This is a genomic window from Azotobacter chroococcum, assembly GCF_004339665.1.
GTDB lineage: Bacteria > Pseudomonadota > Gammaproteobacteria > Pseudomonadales > Pseudomonadaceae > Azotobacter > Azotobacter chroococcum.
This window is the reverse complement of record NZ_SMMU01000057.1, coordinates 1-18,511: the sequence shown is the minus strand read 5'-3', so window position 1 is coordinate 18,511 and position 18,511 is coordinate 1. Positions and strand designations below refer to the sequence as shown.

The following is an 18,511-nucleotide window of genomic DNA, read 5'->3' as shown; positions in this document are numbered from 1 at the left end:
CGCCCGTTGCCGGACTTCAGGGGAATACTTCGTTGCTGTCTTCATGGCTCCATCCTCTCAAAGGTTGGAGCCTCCGAGAAACCCGGGGCGGTTCATTCCCTTGCCAAGACCCGCAACGCCGCATGGCGGCATTTGTCGCGCAACCCGCAGGGACGGGGCCTACGCCAAAACGTCAACAGGCCCTAATGTGGGATGCATTCCCTCCCAGGGCACAAGAGACACGACATGCGCTATCTGGGTCTGCAGGCCATGGAGCGCATGGACGCCATGATCCAGTAGCGCTTGGTGCCGCCCTCGCGCAGCAGCGCCGGCTCCACCCAGGCCCGCACACGCTCGAGCAATCCCTCACCGACCAGTCGAACTTGGCTACGAAATGATGCAGTGACTGGTGGCGTGCCCGCACTGCATGGGATCGATTCCTGCAGTCAGCGGTTCGACGCTCTTTCGTGCCAGCGGCAATATCAGTCCCTGAACCTTCATGCCGGTCCACGTGGCCCAGAGAGTCGCACAGATGATCGAGGTAAGCCTCAAAGCGCTGTTCCATCCATTCTTTCGTGAATCTAGTCAGCTGTTGAAACGGCTGTATTCTCCTCGATTTCTTATGACACAGTAAGATTAAAGCTGTGTCCACGAATGCTGGACAAGTTCAGTAAGACGGGCATGTTTATGCAGGTTCATCCGGGGCTCTTGGAGGGCTGTGTTGGCCGCGCTTCCAGCATTCCGAGTACGCCCCGGATGAACCACCTATTGAGAGATCACAGCTAGCCACCCAATGAAGGAGCGGAAATAGACTTTTTCAGACCATCCTGAGTTTCAGTAAGAGTTTTGCGCCGGCGCATCGCCCAATAGGAGACCACGAAATAAATTACGGTACAAACGAACCCAATACTGTAGAAAATCTCGCGGTTTGCTTGGTAGGCAAACATGTCCGGACTGCGGAACATCGTGTTGCAAGCCAGCAATAAGGCAATACCTAAACTCGTGTGAGATACCACATGGAGCCACTTCGACAAAGTGGTATTGTCCTTGACAGGCATCTTATAGGCCCTGGCCTGTTCCTCCTGGAAAGCCTCGACATTCCTGTCAAAAGCCAGCAACTCAGCCTCTTCTTCCGGATACTTTTCCTCGGCACCGTATTTCTTGGCCATGAGTGTATAAAGAATCACGGTAAAGAACCAAGTCGGGATGAACAAGTAGTAGAACGACATGACATCCAGCACATTCAGGCCGAAGCCAAAGACAAGTCCTGCACCCCATGAGGCAACCGCCGGAGTGCTATGGATGAGCTTGCGATATGTCACCCAGTAGCGGGTCAAACCGATACGGGGGAATATAACGTGCTCGGCGAAGACAATAGCTCCGACCGGCACAACCAACAGGCCTGCATAGGTCAGCAATGGCAGCATTTTCGTAAAAACAAAGGGGAAACAAGCAACGATCACAGTCACGATGCCGACGACCAGCGTGGTCTGCTTAAGTGAATGTTTATGGAAGATCGCCTGCGCGGCGAGGCCGGCCCGGTAGAGGTTGGCATTGGCAGTCGTCCAGCCGGCAACGATCACAATTACGAACCCCGACAAACCGAGTGCATGGAAGGCCACATCACCGGGGTCCAGAGTGGTAATCGAGGTTTTCAGAATGACAGCGGTGCCCGCTCCCATGATCCCTGCGGCAATCCAAGCGATATAGTGGCCGAACAGCATGCCCGAACTCGTGCAGAGGCCATAGGACTTTTTCTTGGAGTAACGCAGTAAGGCCATGTCAATCAAACCGAAGTGCGTAATCGTGTTGGCCGCCCATGCGAAACCAATCACCTCAAGCAGCCCGATCCCCGGCCCTCCCTGAGCATTCACCCCTGTCCAGATCGACTGACTGCCAATCTGTATAAAGTCGCTCCATCCACTCAACGTGGTGTGGCCCAGAACTGACTCGGCCAAAGCGGGCATCAACACAAGCGCGCCACAGGGAAACATGACAAATAGCCAAGGTGCACAAATACCCGAGAATTCGGAAACGGCATTGAAACCATACATGGCGACCAAGACTACAATTATGCCGACACCCATCACAACCATGACAAACCAGGGATCCGTTGGAAACCAGTTCAACTGTGCCGGTATGTCGAACAAGAACCGCACTGCCGTCGACGACACAGTTATCATCGCCGCAGATATCACGGTAAAAATAATGACGTTCGCCCAGTTATAGAGCTTTGTCATCGAGCCACCCGCAATTTTGTGCAGGTAGGTATACAGACTCAACCTTGTTTCTACCGCAATTGGCGTGGTAATCAAGGTCCAACTAAGGACCGCCAGGATGTTGCCAATCAGCAATCCCAGCAAGATATCCATGGTTTTGGCACCCAGCGCCACAAAAGTGGCACCAATGACAAACTCGGTTGCGGCAACGTGCTCACCGGCATACAAGCCCATAAAGTGAGTCCAGCCGTGAAGTTTATGTTTCGGTATTGGCAATTGCTCCTCGCCCATGCCATCGAAACTTAGCGCCTGTGTTTTTGTTTTCATTATTGCTCACTCCTTTGCCGACCACGCGATCAGCCTGTTTATTATCTTTGTTGTAACCATCCCCAGAAATCAAAAACATTCAACGGGGAGACCAGGATCAAAGAAACCACCCTTGGCATTTACCACCAAGCCAAACTCATAGCCACCAGAATGCCTATATTTTTTGCACAAAAAATAGCGACCAGACCAGAGGCCGCACACCAAAATAAACATGCAAGTATCCACTGGCAAAGCCGTGGCTTGGGATGAAAACAACGTGGTACTTACACTCCAACCTCTTGGTCGATACAGAAGGCTCCTGCCGGCCAAGCCGAGGATTACCTCATTTATTTAAATGAAGGTCGCAAACATCTTGTCGTCTGCCCCCTATTCCGCCATCGTCAGTTCAAGCGTGGCCCGCACGCCGAGTGTCCGCAGGCGCTCAAGCTGCTGGCGGAAGATGGACACGAATGTCGCAGAAGCCGGAATCCTCTTCCCGAACACATCTTCAAGCCCCAGGAAACTCTCAAGTAGGCGCTCTTTGGCGTATGCGGCTTCCTGTAGTGGGACGGCACGCGGATCAAGAATCGGGTAGGTTTCACCTCGCTCGTCGAGGCCGCGCAGGTAGTGGCACCAAGCGGCGATGATCAGCGCAGTGCGCTGCATGTCAGTTCCAGAATCAATCTGGTCAAGCAGGGTCGGCAGCACGAACTTCGGGAGCTTGGATGAACCGTCGGAGCAAAGCCGGCTGATCTGGTCGCAGATCGCGCTGTTGGAGAAACGCTTGATCAGTGTGTTCTTGTACTCCCTCAGAGCGATGCCGGGCACGTCGGCCAGCAGCGGCGTGACATCCCGGTCCATGTAGGCGCGGACAAACGCCAGCAGCTGCGAATCCTGCATCGCCTCGTGCGCATAGCGGTGACCGAGCAACGCACCGAGATAGGCCATTGCCATGTGACTGCCGTTAAGGAGGCGAATCTTCATCTCCTCATAAGGTGTGACATCGTCGGTGAATTGCACGCCGACCTCCTCCCAGGACGGTCGACCGTTGCAGAACTTGTCCTCCACCACCCACTGCAGGAAAGGCTCGGCCACCACCGGCCAGGCATCCTCAATGCCGGTTTCCTCATACAATTGGGAGCGGTGCGCATCGCTGGTCATCGGTGTGATCCGGTCGACCATTGCATTCGGAAAGCTGACGTTGGTGGCGATCCAGTCGTGGAGTCCCGCGTCACGCAACCTGGCGAAGCTCAGCAGGGCATTGCGTGCCACTTGGCCGTTATGCGGCAGGTTATCGCAAGACATCACGGTAAACGGCCTGATGCCAGCAGCACGGCGGCGGGCCAGGGCCTCAGTCAGAAAGCCGAATACCGTCCGAGGCTGCAGCGGATTAGCCAGGTCATGGTGGATTTGCGGCAGATCGCCATTGAACTGGCCGGTACTATCGTCGGTGCAGTAGCCGCCCTCTGTGATGGTCAGCGATACGATCCGGGTTTCGGGGTCAGCCAGCTTGCGAATCAACGCCTCGGTACCATCCTCGGCCAGCAGGAAATCGCCGATGACGCCGACGACCTGGATCTGCGTATCGTCGCCGTCACCCAGTTCATAGAGGGTATAGAGATAGTCTTGGGATGCCAGCACCTCCTGCATGGCTCGATCTTCCGAACGCAGCCCCACCCCACAAATGCCCCACTCGCTGGCCTTGCCCCGGCTGAGCAACATCTCGGTGTAGATCGCCTGATGGGCACGGTGAAAGCCACCGACACCAATATGTACTATTCCCTGCTTGACCTGCCCGCGGTCGTATACCGGGCGCAAAATACGCTCAGGGAGTTGAGACAGATTTTCGGTATTGAGTTTCACGTTTTGCTACCTCTAGACCGCTCGGGTTTATCTGAAACTAGCGAAGCCCGGACTTTCGTCAGCCGACAAGAATCCCGGCGCGCCTGAAGACGCACCTTAAACAGCGTTCAATATAAAAAGGTTGTGCCGGAGGAATCAGGCCGCCTTGGCCGATGATCCCGGCTTGCACAGAACGCGGCCATTGGCATCGAGCAGACGACGATGGTCCAGTTCCGGAACCAAGCCCACCCCATCGCCAAAGTGCCTGCCAAAGTCACCGTGGATTCGCACCATCAACGTTTCGCCGTTCTGTGCCGTACATGACAATAGGTGTCCGCCCCAAGATGTTCGGACACATCGAGCCGCACCTTGAACGGGCTGCCTTCCGTATTGGTGGTCTGAATAAGCTCGGGACGCACACCAAAGGTTATCTTGTCGCCTACCTTCAGATTGCTGCCATCGAGCGACAAGCAGTACTCGGGCCCGCAGGCCCGCGTGATGGTGAGGTCCGAACCACTGAGGGCTTTGACGAAGCCCTCCAGGAGCGCCATTTCCGGCGTGCCGATAAAGCCGGCGACAAATTGCTTTACTGGATGGTGATTGAACTCTGGCAGGCTGCCCGGCCGTTGGGCTTAATGGATGCTTCATTATTATTGTTCACTCCTCTGCCGATCACGCGATCGGCCCATTTTTATCTTTCTTGTGTACTTCATCCCATGGATCAGGGGCATTCGACGGGAGAGCCTGGATGAAAGGAATTACACCTGTCACTCACCACCAAGACAAACCCATAACCACCAAAAAACCTGTACTTTTTTGCACAAAAAAATGTGCAGCCAGACCAGGTAACACCCAACACAAAAAATAAATATATAAAAATCAATAACTTATTAGAAATATACTTATCTTCAAAAGAACAAAGTGTACAAGCTTTACTTCTTTATCTATGTTTGTAGTACACAAGTCCTGACAAAATCCAAGCCCAAGGTGATGAGCAAGCGAGCCACAACACGTCACTCCCCACCCTCCTACGAGCTGATCCCTCCCAAGGAACACAGCTCGATTCTTTATCGAAAACACGGCTTTCCCGACCCTCTGGTCCGCTGGCACTACCACAAGGAATACGAACTGCACCTGATCACTCACAGCAGCGGCAAGGTATTCGTTGGGGACTATATCGGCAACTTCTACCCCAGCACTCTGTTCCTGATTGGCCCCAACCTTCCCCATAACTGGATCAGCCATACGGATGAACAGGAAATCTATCCGGAGCGGGACCAAGTTGTCGTATTCACTGATGAAATGATGCAGGCCGCACGTAGTGTCCTGCCGGAGCTCACCGAACTGGATGGTTTGCTACAGCGGGCCAGCCTCGGCATCGAATTCCAGAACGTTGATACTATCCGTGAAGCACAGTTCCTGATGCAGAGAATAGCGACATCCAGCGGACTGGAATCCCTTGCTCACTTCCTGTCCATCATGGGCCTTCTTGCCAAGGCAGATCAGTATCAACTACTTTCCAGCGACCATTATCTGACCATAACTGGCGAAAAGAATCAGCAGCGTGTAAATCAGGCGGTCAACTATATCTTCAATCATTACCACGAGAATCTAAGTTTGGAAGAGGTTGCCGAAGAACTCGACATGCAGCCAACTTACTTCTCAAAGTTTTTCCGCCAGGCGACCGGGCGACGCTTTGTAGAGTTCGTAAATAGCCTACGCATCACCCGTGCCTGTGATCTGCTGGTACACAGTGATCTGCCGATTACGAATATCTGTTTTGAAGTGGGCTTTACCAATATATCCAATTTCAATCGTCACTTTATGGCGCTCAAGGAAATGACCCCATCCAACTATCGCAAGCTGGCAGGTGTTGCTCGCTCGTTTGATTGACCAATGGGAGCAACAGGGGGCGATACCATCGCTCCCCAGCGGATGCAGAAGCTGAGTGCAACATGGTTACCGAATGGGAGTAGTCCCTGAGTGATCACCAGAAATTATCCTTATAAATCAAATGGGTATGACTTGAAGAAGACTGCATGGGCGACACGTTGGTTGTCGTCAAAATAACCGATGTCCCCATACCCATGCAGACCGTCCAATCTTGCACGCCACCTTCGCCAAATAACGGTCTGGCCAAGTCCGAGGCTTCGGAAACCCTCACGCAGCCAGCCTTCCATGCCGGCTGGCCAAGGTTTTCTCGACGATCCCGGTTTTCAGGGGAATCCCTTTCAAGGTCTTTACGTAAACTCTCCTCCCGAAAACCAGCGGACCTTGAAAGGAGTGAGGCTAAGGCCTTGAGAGATCGCTTCGAGTTCGTCTACACCCCCAAACATGGCAGTTGGCTGAACATGGCCGAAATCGAGATCAACGTACTCGTCGGTCAGTGCCTGGACAGGCGCATCGACTCCCTCGAGCTGATGCGCAAGGAGGTCGCCGCATGGCAGCAACGCCACAACCACCTCGATGCCAAGATCAACTGGCAGTTCACCACCTAGGATGCAACTAGCCTCTGGCGAAGAGGTCGCAGCCGATTTGTCTTGATGGCCGCCCAATGCGTTGGGCGGTTCATGAAGATCTTCCGGCGCTGCGTCTGCCCTTGCCAGTCAGCTCTCCGCCTCACGCCGGTTGCCCTCTCTTTCCATGGCCGCAACAAGCTCCCTGGCACCCGATCCCCACCTGGAGACGACTTTGAGGGCTTCGGTGAAAGGCACGTCCAAGGGATGCACGCGTTTCCCGTCGAGAACGTAGACGGCGCCGGCAAATGGCGTGGGGATCGATGGGACAAAAATCGTGTAGCGACCGTCCTTGAACTCCTCAATGATGAATGCCGGGACAAGAGCGTCCTCGATCTCGACCAGCGCGGGCTTCCAGACGTTTTGGCGGTTGTCCCCCGCCACCTGCTGGGTCAGGCTCCGGAACAGCGAGTAGCCCGGGATTCTTTCGAAGAAGCCTTTCTCCACCTGCTTGCGGGCCACCTGCCCCAACCGAGTGCGGAGAACAACCCCGATCAGGAAGCAGATCATCAATACGACGAGAAGGGACAGGGCCTGCTCGGCGGGAAACCAGTCCGGAAGGAGCTGGGTGAACGGCCGCACCAGTTGCCCCACCGATTTCATTCCCTTGAGAAGCACCAGGACGGCGAGGTAAATCGGTATGACGACGAGCAATCCGCCAATCACCCTTTGAGCGACGAACGCAAGAGCCTTTTTCATATGCACCGCCTTTCTTGACTATGGATTGGCGGAAAGGGCCACGCTCCCTTGATCCATGGATTCCGCGGCACATTCGCAAACCGATCAACAAGTTGTTTCAGTTTGATCACCAAAAGTGCCAACATCCGCCTCCAGCCACGCCGCGGGGCAACAACCGACTCCCGGAAAGATCGAACCTTCTGGCTCCCCCGGCATAGCCAGGGGATTACCCACTTTGATTATTGCTGCTTGATGTCCCGGGCTTCCTCTCGCGTTTCCTCCTTGGTGTCGCGTTTCTCCTGGCGACATTCCGGACGACTACTTTCATCTCCCTCCTTGCATGCCTCCTTCGCCTCCCTTGTTTCGTCGCGGCCTTCCTGCTTCGTATCCCGTGCTTCCTGCCGCTGCTCGCCCTGCTCGGTTGCATAGACCGGCACCGACACCCACTGCACGCCGGCGGCGATGGCCAGAGTTGCTACAACAGCCAGATGGCTCTTTTTAAACATGATCTTCCTCCGTTAATGAGCACAGTAACCTCGGCTTATCGGCGCGCCTTGTCCGAGAGTGTTCCGGAGATATTCAGTTAAATTCAGTGCCAGTGGTTTGTCCACCGAGCCATAAATTAATAGAAGCCAAGCAGCGCCCGATCATACTGCGTCAAAAGATCGCCAACTCATTGATCTATCAGGCAAGTTTCATGCACACGAAGGGCATGGAATTTCTTTTGTTTCAATAGGCCGCTCATGTTTGCACCTACCTGACCAACAACTTCAAACTCTAGTATCCATCCGCAAAGTACGAATCCATTACTTGCAAATTAGGGCTTGGGTCAAACGATGCCGCCATGGTTGGCAGCTTTTGACTTCAGTCGGAAGCTGTCTCGAAAGCTACAGGCAATCCGCGCGCACCGACGGCTAGGTGGATCGCCAGCGGCGCGGAGCTCATTAGTTCTGCATAGCGGTGCTGGTCGGCTCCTCGACCTCGTGCCAGCTGCTGTCCGGGTCGAAGCCGGGCATCGTCAGGGCGATCTGCGCGCTATCCGGGCCCATGTCCTTTTCGAACACCTGGCCGTCGTGGCTGATCATGAAGCTCATCACCCCGCTGTCACCGTACTCGGCCGGCCAGGCGATTAGCGCGAAGCCGCGGCTCATGTTGTCGCCGAGCTTGTAGCCATAGGCGCCGCCCGGCGCGGACGGGCCCTGGGCATCGAGGATGCGGTAGCGATAGCCGTGCCACACGCCGTCCGGCAGATCGTCGCCGAACAGCGGGCCGAGCGGGCTTTCCTCGATGCCCGGCTCTTCGGGCCAGTACAGACCGTCGTACTGACCGTCGCTGCTCAGGAACTTCTGTGCGTACTCGAGCACGCCGTCGCCGTCGCGGTCGATCTCGGCGTAGTCCATCTGTGCGTCGTGGTAGGCCAGCACCGCCTCGATGGTGGCCAGCTCGTTGCGGCCGATGCGCCGCGCGCGGATCTCCTCGCCGCCGGCCTTGGGGTCGAAGCGCCAGCCGTCCTTGCCCTTGATCAGCGGCAGGGGGAACGACAAGGGCGTGTTGCCGACCACCAGCAGCGCGCGCCCCTGCCCATCGGGCTGGATCGCATGCTTCTCGCGGTAGAGGGCGAGGAAGGCGTCGACATCCTTGCGCTCGATATCGTCGGTAGGGATCCAGGTTTGCCAGTCGTCCCCGAGCAGCGCGGCGAGGCGCACGGGATCGCCCTTCTCCGTGCCCAGCGCGACGATCAGCGCCTCGACGGCAGCATCCGGGCTTGGGTAGACCTGCTGCGCACGCACCTCCAGCGTCAGTAGGACCAGCAGCACGGGAAGGAAAATACGGAATGCGGCATTCATGGCGAATCTCCTTTCAGCGCCGACGGGCGCTGCCCCGTGAAGGCGAGCGGGACGCCCGCTGCACCGGCCGGCCACTGCGTTCCACCTTCGGCCGGCTGGCGGAGGCGCGACTGGCCTCGCCGCGGCTGACGGACGCTCGCGCCTGCGAGGGATTGCGCGCACCGGCGAAGGCGTTGTTGCGTGTTTTCTGACTGCTGGAATACTTCTGCCGCGCCTGCTGGCGGGCCTGCGGGCTGCTCTGCGTACGCTGGCGCGGCTGGGCACTGGCCTGCGTGCGCTGCCTGGCCTGCGGCTGGTCGCGCATCTCGCGGCCGGCGACCTGGGCCCGTTCGCGCGCCTCGCGGTTGCTGGTGGCCGGGGCCTCGACGCCGCGCTGGGCCATGCTCTGCCGGGCCCGCTCGCGGTCGGCGGCGCGGGCCGGCTCGCGGCCGCGCAGGGCGTCGCGCTGTTCGCTGCCAGGCAGGCGCTGGCCGTAACGCTCGCGGTTGGCACGGTCGCGATAGGGCACGCCGTCGCGATTGACCGCGTTGTGCTGCCACTTGTTCTGGCTGGCGTCGAGCTGCCGGGTGCGGTTGACGTTGTTGTAGCGGTCGACGTCGATGTCGATGTCGCCGTGGTCCCAGTCGCAGTCGCCCCAGATCGAGTCGATGACCGCCACGCCCGCGGCGAAGCCCAGGCCGGTGACCAGCGCGGAGCCGAAGTAGTAGCCCGGCGGCGGCGGGTAGTACGCCGGCGGGTAGGACGGATTCGGCCAAGTGCCGTAGACCACGCTGGGATTGTAGCTGGGCACGTAGACGACCTGCGGGTCGGCCGGCTCGATGATGATGGTCTGCGTGGGGGCCGGAGCCTGCACCACGGTGGTGGTGCTGGCCGGCGCCGCCGGCTGCACGATGACGCGCTGCTGCTCGGTGGACTGGAGGTTGCCGGCGGCCTGTGCCTGGCGGCGCAGACGCTGCACCGAATCCATCACGTCGTCGGGCTGGGCGAGGAAGGCATCGCCGACGCGCTGCACCCAGGCCGGGTCCTGGCCGAGGGTGACCAGCACCGCCGGGAAGGCGACCAGCGACTGCGCGCTCGGGTCCCATGGTTCGTTGGCCACCTGGCCCACGGCGTCGTCGCCGCTGGCATCCGGATGCGCCCTGGACCAGGCCACGGCATCGGCGACATCGCCCGGGTAGGTGCTCGCCATCAGCACCTGGGCCAGCAGGGCGTCGGGATACAGGGCCAGCGGCGCCAGCATCTGGTCGAGCTCCTCCTGCCGGAAGACGGCTTCGCTCTGGGCCGCCGCGGCGGGAGGATCGGCGGCCCGGGCGCCCTGCTCCGGCCAGCCTGCCAAGGCCAGCCAGACAAGCAGAACTGCGCTGAAACGATGATCGATACGCATGACGCTTCTCCTTGGGCAGGAAAGCGGGACGGAACGCTGGGACATTGCACCCACCGTCGACGACGACGGGCTGCGGCTATGAAGCATAGGCGGTCGGCTGGCTCAGGTACGAAAGCCTGAATCGCCCTCGATCCGGTCACGCCTGAAACGTGGCGAAATGCCTGGCAGCAGTCGTGGCGGGTCAACCCGATCCTGCCGAATCGGGCTGCCTGAATGTGTATGTACGCATCCAATGGGCAACGGTGATCGCGGACCACTATGATCGACTCCATGACGCCCTCTTTGCCGATCCGCCAAGCCTGCCCGCCTGGTGCCTGCGTCTGCGGGCGCGAACGCCTGCTGGACACGCCCGGCGCCGACCTGCGCATCCTGCGCCTGACGCGCCAGGAGGAAAAACGCCTGCTCGAGCGCCTGGAAAATCTCGAGAGCCTGGCCGACCTCGAGCACATGCAGCGGCGGATGTACGAGCAGTTGGGGATCCGCCTGGAAATCGCCCCCGGCCTCCATGAGGTGCGCAGCATGCGCGGCATCGTCATTCACATCGACGAACTGCCCGGACTGTGCCGCAAGACCCGCCAGTCGATTCCGGCGGCGATCCGCCGCGGCCTGGAGAAGCATCCGGAGATTGCCTACCGGCTGCTCGATGCTCACGACCTCTTGCGCAATACCTGAGGAGCCCCTCGACCAAGTGGTCCGGGCATTCCTTGAGCCCGAGTACAGGGAAACGGCTCTAGCGTGCCGTAGCGCCGCGAGGCTTATAAAAGAGAAATTCGCCGGTCTCGGCTGTCTTGCGGTATTTCCTGACCCAGTCGGGGACTACAGTCCTGTCGTGGAAATACAAAGCGCCATTGGTTCGGTCCTTGAGTTGCTGGTTGAGCGCTTTTCGCGCTATTTCCTTGGCGATCACGTAGCGGGCGTCTTCCTTCACCTGATCCGCGCGTCCATCGCACCACCATGAAAACTGACAGTCACCCTGCTCGGAGCCTTGCTTGACGACCTCGCAGAGCGTGTCTGGAAAGCCTTCGTCGCCCAGCCGGTTCATGGCAACGCTGGCGACGGCCTCCATGTCGGCAGACGCCCCGCCCTTGGCCTCCCAGTAGATGCTGCGTGCAAGGCAGGTGATTGCATCGTCCATGGGCGCCTTGCCTGCCGGGTCGACCGCCTGCGCCTCGGATTTCGTGATGGCCTTGGTCCGCGGTGTCACGCCCTCCTCGGCCGCTGCCTTCTGCTCCAGTACCTCAGCCTTGTCTACTGCCGCTTCCGCTTTCTGCCCTGGCTCTGTCGCGATCGCCTGGCCCCCAAGCAGGATGGCCGCAAGGCATATCCATATAAGTCGCATGGTCGAACCTTCTGAGTGAGCCCAAGTTGGCCCCATACCTGTGCCACGTCCGACCAGCCATTCCGGGACTCGCGCCAATGGTGTGAGTCAGAAATTCGCAAGCTGCATCCACACGCCAACAGCCAGCGGCGTTCTCCTGGAAGCTTCGCGATGAATCCATGACTCGCCGGCGCGCCGGTTGGAGCGCCTCGACGACGGCATCGCCTCGTCGAATCGAGGCCGCCGTGATCAGGTCAGTCTAGCCGACTGGCGAAGTCGCGGAAGGGATGGCTCTCGGCACGTGAGCGGAGAACATTCGTGGTGAAGTGCGGCTGGCGGCTTCAAGACCCCACGGCATACGGATGGGAAGGCTTGCCACGTACCGATCAGAGCAAGACCTGCCTATAGTCAAACTGCTGTCGCAATAGCCATCCAAAATATGACACCGGTCATTTATCGGCTGATGCGTTCTTGCCAAGCTTACCTAGTGGCGGCAACAGGCAATAATGATTATTATTAACGCCGAGTAATAAGGGAGCGACCCCATGTATTTACGGGCATCTAAAGCAAGGGTTTTCAGCCTTTGGCTCATGACTCTCCTTGCCAGTACAGCTGCTTCCACAAGCTGGGCAGATGAGGCGTTTCTGCCTCCTGTCATGGAGTTGACCCAAGTTGAAATCAGCAAGGCTGGTCTGCTGGAGCAGGATTTTGTTCTGCACTTCCGGATCAGCAACCCTAACGAGAGCAAGCTACCGGTTCGCGGCCTGGCCTATAAGGTGCAGCTGGAGGACCTTGAGCTAGTAAGCAATGGTGAGTCGAGGCAATCATTCACCGTTCCAGCCTACGGCCATCAAGAATTCGAGGTGCCGGTCACGACCAACCTCTGGCGGCGTATGAAGCCCCTCGTCAAGTTGCTGAAGAAGGCCGAAACCCCCATCGCTTATCAGGTGAGTGGGGAGGTTAAGACTGGCCGTCTGTTCGGACGCAAAGTGCCGTTCTCCCATAACGGCGAGTTAACACATGGCGAGATGCTCGCCAGCAATCCTTAAGCAAAAACCGCTCATATCCATTCCCTTTCCGCGCTCGTGCCCTGCTCGCCCCAGAGCACCCGAGCGGGCAGATCGTCCAGCGAATAGGCGCCGGCCTGCAGCTGCGGCAGTGCCCGCGCCGCGGCCAGCATCATGCGCGCCGCCAGTTCCGTCTCGTTGAAGCGCGCCTCCAGCAGCAGGGCGGCATGGCCGGCGTCGCTCGCCGCCGCATGGCGCTCCAGCACCAGGCCACGGTTGGTCTCCTCCAGCGTGGCGACGCTCTCCACCGGGAACACCAGGGTTTCCTCGTCCAGATAGAGCGGGTCCTGGCGGATGGCCTGTTCCGCGGCGGCCGCATCGGCGCCGGGCTCCAGCTCGACATACACATAGCGCTGGAGCCTGCCGTCCTGGGTCTTCAGCTCGGTCGCCAGCGCCTTGCCGACGCCCTCGATCCCCTCCGCGGCCAGCGAGTGGTGCAGGCTGGTGCCGACATGCAGGCTGCTGCGTGTGTGCCCGTGGGGGATCAGCAGCGCGAACTGGTTGCGGAACAGCGATAGGATGCCCGGATCGCAGCCCGCGCCCACCACCGCGGGCGTCTTGCGCAGGCGTGCCACCCGCTGCATTTCCGCCTTGTGGGCGAGAAAGGCGTCACCGTGCAGACGCGCGCACTCCACCACAGGGAGTCGTCTTTGCAGCAGCTCGTTGGCCATGCCGAGGACCACGCCCGGGGGCACGCAGAGCAACGCGGCATCGACCGCGTGCAACTCGGCGACATGGCCGACGACCGGGATGTCGCCCAGCCAGTCGAGCGGAGCGGGATTGCGCCGCACCACCCCCGCCAGCGCCAGGGTCGGATCGGCCAGCAGCGCCTCGGCACAGCTGCGCCCCAGGTTGCCCAGGCCGATGACTGCAATCCGTCGTTTCTTCATGGCTTTCACATGCCTGATCGGTCGGGTTGCGCCCACCTGCCCGAGCCGGGAAACCAAAAGCGTGAGCACTTGCCCCTGGGCACACTATAGATAAGCGGACTGGCCGAGAGCCCTGGGAAAACAGCCGTCCGTCAGTCCGCGGCGACCGGCTTTCCGCTGCGCCGGCCGGTCGCCGCCTTGCTGGAGGCGGCCTTGCGCTTCTTCTTCCAGGGCGCGGCGCCGCGCCCGGCCGAGGCCGGCAGGCCGCTGATGGTCAGGCGCAGGCCGGCACAGCGCTCCACCAGCTTGCGCATCCATGCCGACTGCTTGGCGACGAACTCCTCCAGCGGCATCTCGCCGCTCTGCACCATGTCCAGCGCCTGCTCCCAGATCGCCGTGGTGCCGGGGTCGGCGATTGGCTTCGGCACGGCATCGATCAGGCTGAACGCCGCGGGAGTGGCGGCCAGCGCCTTGCCCTGCTTGACGAGATAGCCGCGGTCCAGCAGGCCCTGGATGATCCCGGCACGAGTCGCCTCGGTGCCGATGCCGGTGGTGTCCTTGAGCTTCTGCTTGAGCCGCGGATCGTCGACCAGCTTGGCGACGCTCTTCATCGCCTTGATCAGGTCGCCCTCGGTGAACGGCTTGGGCGGCTGGGTCCAGAGGTCCTTGAGCGTCACCTCCTTGACGGCGCAGTCCTGCCCTTCGCACAGTGCCGGCAGGGCCTGGGGTTCAGGGGCCTCGCGCCCTTTCGCCGGGGTCAGCGCCTCGGGCAGCGCGCGCCGCCAGCCGGGCTCGACGATGCGCTTGCCCACCGCGCGCAGCGCATGGCCGGCGCAGTCGAAGTCGGCCTGGGTGCGGTCGTATTCGTGATTCGGTAGGAACTGCGCCAGGTAGCGGGCGCGGATCAGGGTGAACACGGCGCGCTGCTTGCCGACCAGGCGGTCGAGGCTCTGCGCGGCGGCGGTGGGAATGATGCCGTGGTGGGCGCCGACCTTGGCGTCGTTCCAGGCCCGCGAGCGGCGCTGCGGGTCGATGTGCGGCATCAGGGCGGCCAGCGCCGGATCGGCGCGGCCCAGCGCGGCGAGGATCGCCGGTGCCTCGCCGTGCTGGCTTTGCGGCAGGTAGCCGCAATCGCTGCGCGGATAGGTGATGACCTTGTGCGTCTCGTAGAGCGCCTGGGCGATGTCGAGGGTTTCCTGGGCGCCGAGGCCGAGCTTCTTCGAGCAGACTTCCTGCAGGGTGCCGAGGTCGAACGGCAGCGGCGGCGCCTCGCGCATGCGCTCGGTCTGCAGCTTGATCAGCCGCGCGCTGGCGGCGCAGCGCATGGCGTCCGCCGCCTGCTGCGCCAGGGCCTGTTTCAGGCAGCGCCCCTGCTCGTCGCAGGCGTCCTCCGGCGCGCGCCACTGGGCGGTGAACGGCGTGCCGTCGGCCAGCAGTTGCACGTCGATGGCCCAGAACGGCACCGGCACGAAATCGGCGATGCTGCGGTCGCGGTCCACCACTAGACGCAAGGTCGGCGTCTGCACGCGACCCACCGGCAGCACACCCTGATAGCCGGACTGGCGGCCGAGCAGGGTGAACAGCCGGCTCATGTTCATGCCGATCAGCCAGTCGGCGCGCGAGCGGCCCAGCGCCGCGTGGTAGAGAGTGAAAGTCTCGGCGCCCGGCTTGAGCGCTTTGAGCGCCTTGCGAATCGAAGCGTCGTCCAGGGCCGACAGCCACAGCCGCTGGATCGGCCCGCGATAGCGGCAATGCTCCACCAGTTCGCGGGCGATCATCTCGCCCTCGCGGTCGGCGTCGGTGGCGATCACCAGCTCCGTGCATTCGCCGAGCAGGCGTTTGACGACCTTGAACTGGCTGGCGGTCTTCGGCTTGACCAGCATCTTCCAGCGCTCGGGGACGATGGGCAGGTCGTTCAGGTCCCAGCGCTTGTAGCGCGCATCGTAGGCATCCGGCGGCGCGGTTTCCAGCAGGTGGCCGATGCACCAGGTCACCGTCACGTCCGGCCCGAGCCAGCAGCCGTCGCCGCGCCGGGTGGCCTGGAGCACTCGGGCGATGTCCTTGGCCTGGGAGGGTTTTTCGCAGAGGAAGAGCCGCATGGTCGCCATCAGTCGTTGTCGCGATGGCGCCAAGCATGTGCAGTAACGGGCGCTCAGGCAACCGTTATCTGTATGGCCATACAGATAAAGGAGCCCGTCAGGGTTCAAGTTCTGCTCCCCCAGAGCCTATCGAGAAACCAACAACAAAGGACACACACCCGTGAAAACGCACGGGCGATGGCCTTGCCAAAAGGCTCCCAAAACGCTATGTTAACGTTAACTAAATAGCGTATAAAAACAAGAGGCGTCGATGTCCGGTTCGACAAGGGCGGGCTTGTACAGCACCGTCACACAGGCCTTGCGGACTCCTGGGGCGGAGCCGCGGCTCTCGATCAGAGACAGGCAGAAAGGGAGCCTCGACTCCCCTTCCCTTCCGGCCATCGCCTGCCCGGATCCTGCTGCCTATCGGGCACGGGCCAGGAGCTTTCGACCGCCACGCCGAACAGGCCGGCCCCCGGTTTCACTTCCACCAGTACTCGACCTGCACGCCGAAGTTGCCGCCGTGGCGGTCGGTACCGAAGGCACCGGTCTCGGACAGCGCGGACTCGGGGTTCATTTCGGTGGCCGCGCGCTGCGCCGCCTCGTTCCAGGTGGCGTAGGTGTAGTAGACGCGCAGTTCCGGCCGCGCCCAGAAGCCCGGGCCGCCCGGCGACCAGGTCGGCGCGATGGTGAACTTGGTCAGCTTGCGGGTGCCGTCGGTCGCCTTGATCTGGTCGTGGCCGACCTCGGCGCTCAGCTTGAACGTCTCGGTGAAGGCGTACACCGGCCGCACGCCGACCGACAGCCAGCGCATGTTGTCGCCATCGGGACGGACGTCCTTCTGGTAGACCAGCTGGAACTGGCCGCCGAAGCGCTCCGTGGTCTGCCAGTCGAAGTACTCGACCATGCGCCAGCTCTTGTTTTCCTTGTCCAGCTCGCTATCGCCGGTGTAGCCCAGCCTCGTGCCCGGCCCCTCGCCGTATTGCAGGGCGAAGGTATTGTACTTGCCGCCGAGGAAGCCTTCCTGCTTGTGCTGCACGGCCACCGACCAGCCGCTGTGGCTATCATCGCCGCTCGGTTTTTGCAGATAGCTGAGACCCACCTGCACCTCGCCGCCGGGGTTGGTCTTGAAGCCGTTGACGTTGAAGTCGTGGCGGCTGACGTAGGGGTTCTGCCAATAATCGTCCTTGCGCGAGAAGGCGTAGCTGTAGCGCAGGTCACCGATCGGCACTTCGTCGAAACCGAAACCGGTGGCGCTCTGGTTCCAGTAGTAGTAGTCGGTCATGTGGATGTCGTTCCGCTTGTAGTAGCGGCGCCCGACCCAGAAGTTGCCGCCGTTGAGTACCGCGGCGTTCTTCCACTCGACGAACATCTGCTGGATCCGCGAGGAACCCCCGCCATGCTCGTTGGAATCCTTGAACTTCGGCTTGTGCCCGATGGGGTTGTAGAAGCCGCCCATGACCATGCCGGAGAGGGTCGAGCCATCGGCAAGGGCGATATCGTGGTCCCAGGCAAGTTCGCTCCACAGCTCGCACTCGTTGCCGAGCCGGTATTTCGAGGGCGCGCCGGGTAACTGGAAGCAGGATTGCGTACCGCCTTTGGTATTGCCGCCGACCCCGAGGCGGTAATAGCCGCTGAAATTGAGTGCTTGGGCTGTCAGGGGAAATGCAAGAAAGGCACACAGTGGATAAAGTGCCTTTTTCATCGAATTTTTCTTCATATCCGCTCCGATTCTTATTTTTTCTAGCCGGTAAAGACCTGTACCCAGGACAATTGCCGATTACCGCCAGGAACTTGCAATCAAGTAGATAGCGCTACCTTTACGCCATCGTTGCACCGACAGACTCCAGTGCGCAGGGCTACCTGGTCGTCCGGGAGATGAAGGGCTTTACCCTCGCCCTCGCGCCTTCACAGGCCTCAGGAGCCAGGCGTGAGCAAGGGACTTCGTGCTGGCGTGGAAGAACGCTTCCACACAGGGTCGCTCGTGCGAGCGCAGACAGCCGAGGAACGGACAAGAGAGGGGCAGCGAATGAATTCAGGAGACAAGGATGGGCAATACAGCATGTCAGTGAACCTTCTTATATTTATTCGAAGCCATGAGGGGGCATTCCTCAGACTGAAACAGCGCAGTGAAGCGGCTCAAGCTGAAACGTTTCAGCTGGCTTCATGATAGAGCAACTTTGTTTCAAGGTATAGCCGGACCCGCTATCCGGACATCGTTTTCTCAGCCTGTCCCCGGAGCGGGAAAGTACCGACAGAACGCAGCCCGGATAGCGGCCGGACAGCACGGAAAGCGCTGTCCGGCATCGCCCGTCAGAAGATGTAGTCGGTGGTCAGGAAGCTCGACTCGCGGTTGCGGATGATCTCGCTGATCAGCTGCTTGTTGTCGTCCTGGAACTTGGTCGCCA

15 protein-coding genes and 2 pseudogenes are annotated in these 18,511 nt (G+C 60.3%); 6 read left to right on the top strand and 11 right to left on the bottom strand.

Annotated elements, in window-relative coordinates:
• Window positions 1-266 precede the first annotated feature (266 nt).
• From EV691_RS24035 to EV691_RS21860, 3 genes and pseudogenes are all read right to left on the bottom strand, one after another.
• Window positions 267-544, bottom strand: a pseudogene (locus EV691_RS24035) (transposase); the annotation flags it as partial.
• Between the two features lie 217 nt (window positions 545-761).
• Window positions 762-2,525 (bottom strand): purine-cytosine permease family protein, encoded by a 1,764-nt coding sequence (locus EV691_RS21865; RefSeq protein ID WP_131301097.1) that lies wholly within the window; start codon window positions 2,523-2,525, stop codon window positions 762-764.
• A gap of 366 nt (window positions 2,526-2,891) precedes the next feature.
• Window positions 2,892-4,367 carry a mannitol dehydrogenase family protein gene (locus EV691_RS21860; RefSeq protein WP_131301099.1) on the bottom strand — a complete coding sequence of 492 codons (1,476 nt, stop codon included), beginning with the start codon at window positions 4,365-4,367 and terminating at the stop codon, window positions 2,892-2,894.
• Window positions 4,368-4,690: 323 nt separating this feature from the next.
• Between EV691_RS21860 and EV691_RS21855 the strand changes: the two genes are divergently transcribed.
• The 3 genes and pseudogenes from EV691_RS21855 to EV691_RS21845 all read left to right on the top strand — a co-directional run.
• A complete protein-coding gene (locus EV691_RS21855; RefSeq protein ID WP_131301101.1) occupies window positions 4,691-5,098 on the top strand; it encodes a hypothetical protein in 408 nt (135 codons plus the stop codon).
• Window positions 5,099-5,336: 238 nt separating this feature from the next.
• Window positions 5,337-6,239, top strand: a complete 903-nt coding sequence (locus tag EV691_RS21850; RefSeq protein WP_131301121.1) for an AraC family transcriptional regulator — start codon at window positions 5,337-5,339, stop codon at window positions 6,237-6,239.
• A 392-nt stretch (window positions 6,240-6,631) separates the two neighbouring features.
• A pseudogene (locus EV691_RS21845) lies at window positions 6,632-6,844 on the top strand (transposase); the annotation flags it as partial.
• A gap of 108 nt (window positions 6,845-6,952) precedes the next feature.
• Here the strand turns inward: EV691_RS21845 and EV691_RS21840 are convergent.
• The 4 genes from EV691_RS21840 to EV691_RS21825 form a co-directional block, all read right to left on the bottom strand.
• On the bottom strand, window positions 6,953-7,561 hold the full coding sequence (locus tag EV691_RS21840; protein WP_131301103.1) for a DUF502 domain-containing protein: 609 nt from the start codon (window positions 7,559-7,561) through the stop codon (window positions 6,953-6,955).
• A gap of 218 nt (window positions 7,562-7,779) precedes the next feature.
• Window positions 7,780-8,046: a hypothetical protein gene (locus tag EV691_RS21835; protein WP_131301105.1), complete on the bottom strand. Its 267-nt coding sequence runs from the start codon at window positions 8,044-8,046 to the stop codon at window positions 7,780-7,782.
• Window positions 8,047-8,484: 438 nt separating this feature from the next.
• Window positions 8,485-9,387: a DUF2950 domain-containing protein gene (locus EV691_RS21830; protein WP_131301107.1), complete on the bottom strand. Its 903-nt coding sequence runs from the start codon at window positions 9,385-9,387 to the stop codon at window positions 8,485-8,487.
• A gap of 13 nt (window positions 9,388-9,400) precedes the next feature.
• Window positions 9,401-10,771, bottom strand: coding sequence for a DUF3300 domain-containing protein (locus tag EV691_RS21825; protein ID WP_131301108.1), 1,371 nt, complete (start codon window positions 10,769-10,771; stop codon window positions 9,401-9,403).
• Window positions 10,772-11,041: 270 nt separating this feature from the next.
• On the opposite strand from EV691_RS21825, the gene EV691_RS21820 reads away from it, so the two are divergent.
• A complete protein-coding gene (locus EV691_RS21820) occupies window positions 11,042-11,443 on the top strand; it encodes a hypothetical protein (protein WP_131301110.1) in 402 nt (133 codons plus the stop codon).
• A 58-nt stretch (window positions 11,444-11,501) separates the two neighbouring features.
• On the opposite strand, the gene EV691_RS21815 is transcribed toward EV691_RS21820, so the two are convergent.
• Window positions 11,502-12,110, bottom strand: a complete 609-nt coding sequence (locus EV691_RS21815; protein ID WP_131301112.1) for a cell wall hydrolase — start codon at window positions 12,108-12,110, stop codon at window positions 11,502-11,504.
• Window positions 12,111-12,634: 524 nt separating this feature from the next.
• Here EV691_RS21815 and EV691_RS21810 point away from each other — a divergent pair.
• Window positions 12,635-13,138 (top strand): LEA/WHy family protein, encoded by a 504-nt coding sequence (locus tag EV691_RS21810; RefSeq protein ID WP_131301114.1) that lies wholly within the window; start codon window positions 12,635-12,637, stop codon window positions 13,136-13,138.
• 11 nt (window positions 13,139-13,149) lie between these two features.
• Here the strand turns inward: EV691_RS21810 and EV691_RS21805 are convergent, their stop codons facing one another.
• From EV691_RS21805 to EV691_RS21795, 3 genes are all read right to left on the bottom strand, one after another.
• Window positions 13,150-14,046 (bottom strand): Rossmann-fold NAD(P)-binding domain-containing protein, encoded by an 897-nt coding sequence (locus EV691_RS21805; protein ID WP_131301116.1) that lies wholly within the window; start codon window positions 14,044-14,046, stop codon window positions 13,150-13,152.
• Window positions 14,047-14,177: 131 nt separating this feature from the next.
• A complete protein-coding gene (locus EV691_RS21800; protein ID WP_207390274.1) occupies window positions 14,178-16,124 on the bottom strand; it encodes a DNA topoisomerase III in 1,947 nt (648 codons plus the stop codon).
• 460 nt (window positions 16,125-16,584) lie between these two features.
• Window positions 16,585-17,823: a maltoporin gene (locus tag EV691_RS21795; RefSeq protein WP_131301119.1), complete on the bottom strand. Its 1,239-nt coding sequence runs from the start codon at window positions 17,821-17,823 to the stop codon at window positions 16,585-16,587.
• A 210-nt stretch (window positions 17,824-18,033) separates the two neighbouring features.
• On the opposite strand from EV691_RS21795, the gene EV691_RS21790 reads away from it, so the two are divergent.
• The gene (locus EV691_RS21790) at window positions 18,034-18,273 is read left to right on the top strand and encodes a hypothetical protein (protein ID WP_242672631.1); all 240 of its coding nucleotides are present in this window, start codon (window positions 18,034-18,036) and stop codon (window positions 18,271-18,273) included.
• Window positions 18,274-18,511: the final 238 nt, after the last annotated feature.